This window comes from Microcystis sp. M53602_WE12 (assembly GCF_030065455.1).
Taxonomy (GTDB): Bacteria; Cyanobacteriota; Cyanobacteriia; order Cyanobacteriales; family Microcystaceae; genus Microcystis; species Microcystis aeruginosa.
The window spans coordinates 1-6,486 of record NZ_JASJFB010000691.1 but is presented as its reverse complement, the minus strand read 5'-3'; the positions used below and the strand labels follow the sequence as shown (position 1 = coordinate 6,486).

Genomic DNA, 6,486 nt, shown 5'->3' with positions numbered 1-6,486 from the left:
GAAATATTATGGAGATTTTTAAAATATGAATGGATTGAATTTAGCGCCTATAAAGACCGAAAGAGCCTCCTCGCTTACGTTAAAAAAGTGCTGGACAATTTTGGAGGCGAGTATGTAATTAATTTTGCCTAGGTACTTAACGAGGAAAAGGCTAAAAGATTTCAGGATCGAGCGAATCAAGTGCTAAGGGAATTATTTGATCGAGAATTTAGCGATTAGTTCCTATTATCGGTTATCAGTTATTAGCTATCAGTTAAAACCGAAACAATTGCGGTTTTGAACTGTCAGTTATCGGTTATCAGTTGTAAGTTTTTTGTAAGTTTTTTGTAAGTTAATCACGAACTATCCTTGCTATGATGATGTTTCCTTAGTTTTCCGATAGTACGCTATAGGTTCATTGTCAAAATTAATCGCTTTATGATACCCTATGGATAGGCAGAAATTCAGGATGAGAAGATGAGAAAAAAGGAAAAAAATGTTTCCCTTGTGGCCAAAGTGTCCCCTAGCATGAAAAATCAGATTTTTGTGATCGCCGAAAAAAGGAACGAAACGGCAGCCACGGTCATGCGTGAGATGATCCGAGAATGCTTGGACAAGTTAGAAGTCGCATAAAAACAACCACTCCCGAAGCTTCGCAGGCTAGGGAGCGGTACAAAATATTTTCCAATACAATGAATAATACCAGAAAATCACCACAAAAGTCAAGCATTCCCCTGAATGCCACGGGATACCACGATAAAAGCATTACCAGCCCAATAGAAGCCTTACTAAGTAGAATAAAGGCTAATTTTGGCTTAAATTGCCAGAATGACGCGAATTTTGCGGCACGGGTAGGGTTAGCCACGGCACAAAAAATCAGTTTTTTAGGGGGTGTGGGATGAATCACCTCCGGATACTAGAGAATGTTCTCAAAGAAGCTTCGCGGTCTTTTGGGACGTTAGAACTAATCGCCCTAACAGCGACCCATATCTCTGAATACTGCCAAAATAGGCAGGAAAAGCGAGAAGCTTATCGAATAGCGGCAAAAATCATTAAATGCGATGCTAAACAGCTAAAAGCTATCTGTGAGAAGCTTGATCAGCTTCAATCCCAGATAAATTTTGATTTTGATTTTTTTGGGGGTGTAGGCCATGAGTAGAAGTAAGCTACACCCTTTTAAAGGCTCTAACTCATGCCCAATCTGTGGCGAAGCTGACAGCGATTGTCGCTACTCTACCGATGGGGAATTGGTTCTATGTCATTCTCACATCGGCTTTGACCCCAATCATCCTGATTGGCATTTTCTGGGGGATTCCAGTAATGGGGTGTGGGGAAAATTTGTTCCCAGAAAAAGCGAAGCATTCGATCGCACGGTCTGGTTAGAGAAAAAATTACAGCGAGAGATCGACCGATTAGAACGGCAAAAAGAACACGCTAAGAATGCCCTGAGTATTCCAGATAGAGACAAGGCTCTAAGAAAGTTATCCCAATCGCTAGGGCTGTCACGCCGGCATCGACAAGCGTTACTCGATCGAGGGCTGTCTGAGAGTCAGATAGAGACGGGTTTATTTTTCAGCATTTACCCTAATGATGATGTTCCCCCCGGCATTCCCCCCAATTTACCCGGCGTGAATAATGGGAAGATAGCGGCTGGCGGGGTCGGTATCGCTTGCCTTGCCTTTGATAGCGAGGGCCGGGCGATCGGATACCAGATAAGGTTAGAGAATGTTACCGATTCAAAATACAGATGGGCTAAGGGTTTAACTTCCAGTCACCTACCCGATGGTGAACTACCGATCACCCATATCCCCAATGGCAAGGATAACGGTCAAGTCTGGTTAAGTGAGGGGATACTTAAACCTTTTGTCGCTGCCCATAAGCATGGGCTTAATGCCATAGGTGCAGCCGGTGGGTATTTCTCAGGTGCTGCTAATCAGATTAAGAATGCGATCGGACCCTATCGACAATTAATTTTATGCCCGGATGCCGGTGACATAAATAACCCTCAAGTGATGCTGAGATGGTCTAAAGAGATTAAATTTTTGGAATCTCTAGGGAAGTCGGTATTAGTCGCATTTTGGGGGCAAAAAACCAAAGATGATGATGATATTGATGAGATAGGGAATCTGGAATCAATCGAATTTATCACGCCTAGCCAATTCCTTGAAATGGGAAAAAGCGATCCTTTACCATTCTGGGAAAAGGTTAAAAGATTAGTAGCGAGAGATCGGAAAAAAAATAGAAAACCCTTACCCTCACCCTTACCAAATAATCGAGAGGCAAAAATCTATGACCGCTCTAATCGATTAAATGAATGGGCATCGGGTAAATATATCTTAGATACGTCTCCCACTGGAAGCGGTAAATCTTATGATGCTGGCAAGGCAACCCCTGAGATGATGGGAGTTACAGACATTATTTATGTCAACAATGACCCTCGAAATGTCTCAACCCCAACGTTAAAAGATTGGCCAATATTAGAGGGTCGTCACGCCGGTTTATACCGTAACGAATTGGGGGAAATACGGACACGAAAAAGGAAAGACTCACTTGATAGATTCCAAGAGAAAGATTTACGGGCTAATTGTGCTAGACCCTTTACCCATGCGGCCTTAGCCAATCAAAATATAAGCCACGGAATAGAATCAGCTACTATCTGTCAGGGTTGCCAGTTCCTTGAGTTATGTCGGTCTGGCAAGGGGGATTATGATTATCTACAAAAGCGTGCGATTGCACTACAATCTAAGCGATTAATAGCTCACCCGGCAAGCTTGCCTAATCCTAAGTCGTATGACCCCGAAAATGGTTTCGACTATGGGAATACGACCCTAATTTTCGAGGAAAGTGAACTAAGCGCTAACACTACCAAAATAGTTAAGGTATCAGTGAAAGATATTACAGCCTCGATCGCATCCTTAGCGGAAAAGGATAGTGATCTTTTCCTATCTCTTAAGCCTTTACTGATTGCCATTAAGAAGCTAATAGCAGAAAAGCAGTCTAATCGCTATGGTTTCGATGGGAAAACCTTAAGAGAGAAGCTTTTAGGCTTAATTCCCAATGATATAGATTTAAATCGCCTAAAATCAGCATTAACCCCTGATTTAAGCTTTCTTGATCCAATCTCTGAGATGGGGGAATCAATAGCAGATATGCCGGCATCGGTCCGCCGGGCATTCGCTGAAAAGGATAGCAATTTAGCGGAAAAAGCCGAAAATGAGACATTAAAGCAGTGGCTACCTGAATTAATTGATTCTTTGCAAGGTAGAGGCTATTTATCGCTTAATCATGGTATTTTATCGGTTTCTTTTGTTGATTCTCGATTCTTAGCGATTATAAATGAGGCCGCTAAAATCATTTTCTTGAGTGCCACGGAATCGCTCGAAAATCTTGAGGCCCGAACCGGCTTAACAATTGATCTGATTACCACTGGGGGGGATATTCCAGAAAATATCAATTTTATCCAAGTGATCGACTTAGGCCGAATGGGTATTAATCGGGGGGAAGGTCAAAAGCGACGATCTAAAGTCATCCTTGACCATTATCGGGAAACCGACCCCAATAACACGGCTGTCATCCGATTCCAGTCTCACTGCAAGGATGAAGATGACCAGACAAGTCTTAAGCATTTTGTCAATTCGCAGGGAACTAACTTAATCGCGGGTGTTACCCGTCTGATCATCGACGGTTTACCATGCCCTAACCTTGAGTCACTAAGGCATGACTACGCTGTTAGCACGGGTTTAAACCCCTATGGTGAGGACTTCGATCGCTATACCCGTCATCGCATTCTATCCATCATCAAGCAAGAGATAGGAAGGTTAAGGGCTAATCTTTACCCAGATCGAATTTTCGAGGTTGTACTGCTTACCGATTATGATTTTAGCGGCCTTATCCCCCCTAACCAGATTAAGCAGGTCAAGGCCCATGAAATCACCCCGGATGCTGAAAGTGTCAAAGAACGGACTAACCGGCTAATAGGTGAGGCTGCTAATCGGTTGTGGGAAACCGGGGAAAAAGTAACCGAACGTGCGATCGCTACTGTAACCGGCATGGCACGGACTACGATTAACCGGTGCCGGGCATTCCTTGATGAAATTTTGGCCACATTTACTATAAGTAACCCTAATAGCAATTGTGGCCAAGCTGAAACCCTTACCCAGACCGACACAGACCTAATTAATGATGCTACGGTTTACCTAGAGGCCGCTAGTGAGGACTCACTCCTAACGGAATTTGGGAACATCCTAGAGGTACTCGATCGCAATCAGTGGGCCGCCCTATGGGGATTTATACCTATTCCGATAAGAGATAAGCTTCTTAATCAGCTTTTGGCGATTGCAACTTAATCACTAATCATACTCAAAACTCAAAACCGAAAAAATTGCGTATTTTTGGGCATTTTACCCTTGAGAAATGTTTCAGAGCTAATCGGGGTTAGGGTAGTAAACCTTATAAAAAATTCTAAGCGCTGACTAATCTAGCTCGTCGAGAGCGAACCAGTTCTGGGATATAAGTGTTCTTGTCATCTTGTCCTTGAAAACCAAGCCTTTCGTACACAGAGCCGCCAATGCCAGGTATCACCTCACCGTCTGACGTTCGCTGATCATCTTTTGCAAAATATATGAATTCAAATTTATTAGATATTTTTGGTTCAAATTCAATTTTTAATTTTTCTTCTGCATTAATATACATTACTGGAGCTACGATTAAAATTTTATTTGGATTAATTTTTTGAATTAAATTGACAAGGTTTGTTTTGACTACGCAAGCTCCAGAAATAATAGACTTAACAATAATCAAATAATCGATATTGCTGGGGCTGGGTTCCTGATATTTTTTTAGAATTGGAGCTACTTTTAAGTCGCTAATTCCAAAAGGAGAAAATCTTTTGTTCCAAAAACAAGCATATCCTATGTTAGAAAAATGGTTCTCTAACTGTAGGATAATGCCTTTTGCTAAAAAATCAGCATCTTCAACGGTAGAGGCTAAATATAGGCTATGGGGTGAGCTATCGATAACTCTATTTAAAATTATTTGCCCGAGCTTATTACCGAGTTGTTCCATTACTTCACGATACCTTTCAGGTTCAATACTTTTATTTGCTAAAATTTCAAGGTAGGTAAGGATTGTGCGATCATTGTTAACAAAATTAGATGTTTGTCTGGTCATATTAAAAACTTCTCCAAGTCTTCAAAAGAGGTGGGCTGAAATTGCTTGATTAAATCTTGAATTTTTTTGAAATTTGAACTTTCTATATCATGATATATGGTTCCCGTATCTAAACCATCAGCATAATCCCAATGCAAAAATCCCTTAGAGACATTATACTGGAATCTGGGAATCCGATCCAAAATACTTCGCATTCCTGGATCTAGCTCAATATCCGAACTAAACAATCGGATGTATGATGGCTGGGTAGTTTGGGCTTTGTGTAAAAGCTCGCTCACCGAAACTTCTGACGTATCTATTGAATACCAAGCTCCCAATAAAACGGTCGCAACACATTCGATTTTGTCTGGCTCAGGCTTGTCAAAAGCAGATAGATAACTTATCGATTCCTTAAAATCAGGCATTGCTTCTATTATTTCATTTATGTTTTTTGAATAATAAAAATAAAATACAGAAGTGTAGTTTTTTATTTCGCTAGGAATGGTTTTACTAAGATGAATTTGTTGTGTTTTGTTGTTGGTAACTAAACATAATTGAGTTTCTTCTAACTTTATTGTTTCATTAATTCTGTACTGCGAGTAAAAATCATAAGCGATAGATTTTAATGTATCGGAATTTCCCCAAGAAATACCTTTTTCTTTGTTTTTTAATTGATAATGTATTCGTAATTTTGGAAAATCAATTACTAAATCATCTACAAAAGTTTTGAGTTGACTAAAAAATTTAGCATCAATGCCTTCTTCAACTATCTGTTTAGCTATTTCGCTCAATTTGTATATGGCAAAAAAATCCTCGTATTCTTTTCCTTTATTATTGTTGGTTCCTCCTCTATTTTTATTTTTGATATACGTTAAGGCATCTTCACCAAAAATTGTTTGAATTAATTCGTCTGTGTACATAATTTTTCAGAAAAATAAGAAATTATTTGATTATTTCATTGAATCCCAAGCCTCTAGAACTAGGCGATGGATGCTGTATTCACCGTACTTCTTTATCTTGTGGTTCTCTTGGGTTTGGTAGGTAAAATGTATTCTAAGATACATTCTTCATAGCGAGGGGGTGGAATGAACCACAAAGACACAAAGTACACAAAAATTGATCGATCCTATGTAAGTTAAACTTATCACACAGAACCTAAAAGAGCTATCTCGTTGTTCTTGAGGACTTAATATTAGGCATTTTCCTACTGGGAAGTGATGGTTCTTCGTTACTTAGTATGGTTCGATAGGGGGGCATAAATCGACTAAATCCTTATCTGGCAAGAGACTTAATTGATTAGTTCGCTCTAGATCAAAAATAATTGACAAAAATCGCCAAATGCCTTTCTATATAAGGGTT

General features: G+C 40.1%; 6 protein-coding genes and 1 pseudogene. 5 read left to right on the top strand and 2 right to left on the bottom strand.

Annotated features, from left to right (window positions below):
* The 5 genes and pseudogenes from PX482_RS21665 to PX482_RS21645 form a co-directional block, all read left to right on the top strand.
* Positions 1–132 (top strand): annotated as a pseudogene (locus PX482_RS21665) (IS630-like element ISMae24 family transposase); the annotation flags it as partial.
* Positions 133–456: 324 nt separating this feature from the next.
* On the top strand, positions 457–612 hold the full coding sequence (locus PX482_RS21660; RefSeq protein WP_288026620.1) for a hypothetical protein: 156 nt from the start codon (positions 457–459) through the stop codon (positions 610–612).
* 59 nt (positions 613–671) lie between these two features.
* Complete coding sequence (locus tag PX482_RS21655) at positions 672–881, top strand: hypothetical protein (protein WP_288026621.1); 210 nt, start codon at positions 672–674, stop codon at positions 879–881.
* A complete protein-coding gene (locus PX482_RS21650; RefSeq protein WP_288026622.1) occupies positions 878–1,138 on the top strand; it encodes a hypothetical protein in 261 nt (86 codons plus the stop codon). The genes PX482_RS21655 and PX482_RS21650 overlap by 4 nt, the downstream gene beginning before the upstream one ends.
* Positions 1,131–4,325: a hypothetical protein gene (locus PX482_RS21645; protein ID WP_288095184.1), complete on the top strand. Its 3,195-nt coding sequence runs from the start codon at positions 1,131–1,133 to the stop codon at positions 4,323–4,325. The genes PX482_RS21650 and PX482_RS21645 overlap by 8 nt, the downstream gene beginning before the upstream one ends.
* 115 nt (positions 4,326–4,440) lie before the next feature.
* Here PX482_RS21645 and PX482_RS21640 read toward each other — a convergent pair whose 3' ends face one another.
* Both PX482_RS21640 and PX482_RS21635 read right to left on the bottom strand, forming a co-directional pair.
* Entirely contained in the window at positions 4,441–5,148 is a 708-nt protein-coding gene (locus PX482_RS21640; protein ID WP_288095181.1) for a hypothetical protein, read from the bottom strand.
* The gene (locus PX482_RS21635) at positions 5,145–6,047 is read right to left on the bottom strand and encodes a hypothetical protein (RefSeq protein ID WP_288095178.1); all 903 of its coding nucleotides are present in this window, start codon (positions 6,045–6,047) and stop codon (positions 5,145–5,147) included. The genes PX482_RS21640 and PX482_RS21635 overlap by 4 nt, the downstream gene beginning before the upstream one ends.
* Positions 6,048–6,486 lie beyond the last annotated feature (439 nt).

Excerpts from the sequence above, each read along its gene's own strand:
- PX482_RS21645 (WP_288095184.1), top strand. The coding sequence starts at position 1,131 with ATGAGTAGAAGTAAGCTACACCCTTTTAAAGGCTCTAACTCATGCCCA.
- PX482_RS21650 (WP_288026622.1), top strand. The coding sequence starts at position 878 with ATGAATCACCTCCGGATACTAGAGAATGTTCTCAAAGAAGCTTCGCGG.
- PX482_RS21635 (WP_288095178.1), bottom strand. The coding sequence starts at position 6,047 with ATGTACACAGACGAATTAATTCAAACAATTTTTGGTGAAGATGCCTTA.
- PX482_RS21655 (WP_288026621.1), top strand. The coding sequence starts at position 672 with ATGAATAATACCAGAAAATCACCACAAAAGTCAAGCATTCCCCTGAAT.
- PX482_RS21640 (WP_288095181.1), bottom strand. The coding sequence starts at position 5,148 with ATGACCAGACAAACATCTAATTTTGTTAACAATGATCGCACAATCCTT.
- PX482_RS21660 (WP_288026620.1), top strand. The coding sequence starts at position 457 with ATGAGAAAAAAGGAAAAAAATGTTTCCCTTGTGGCCAAAGTGTCCCCT.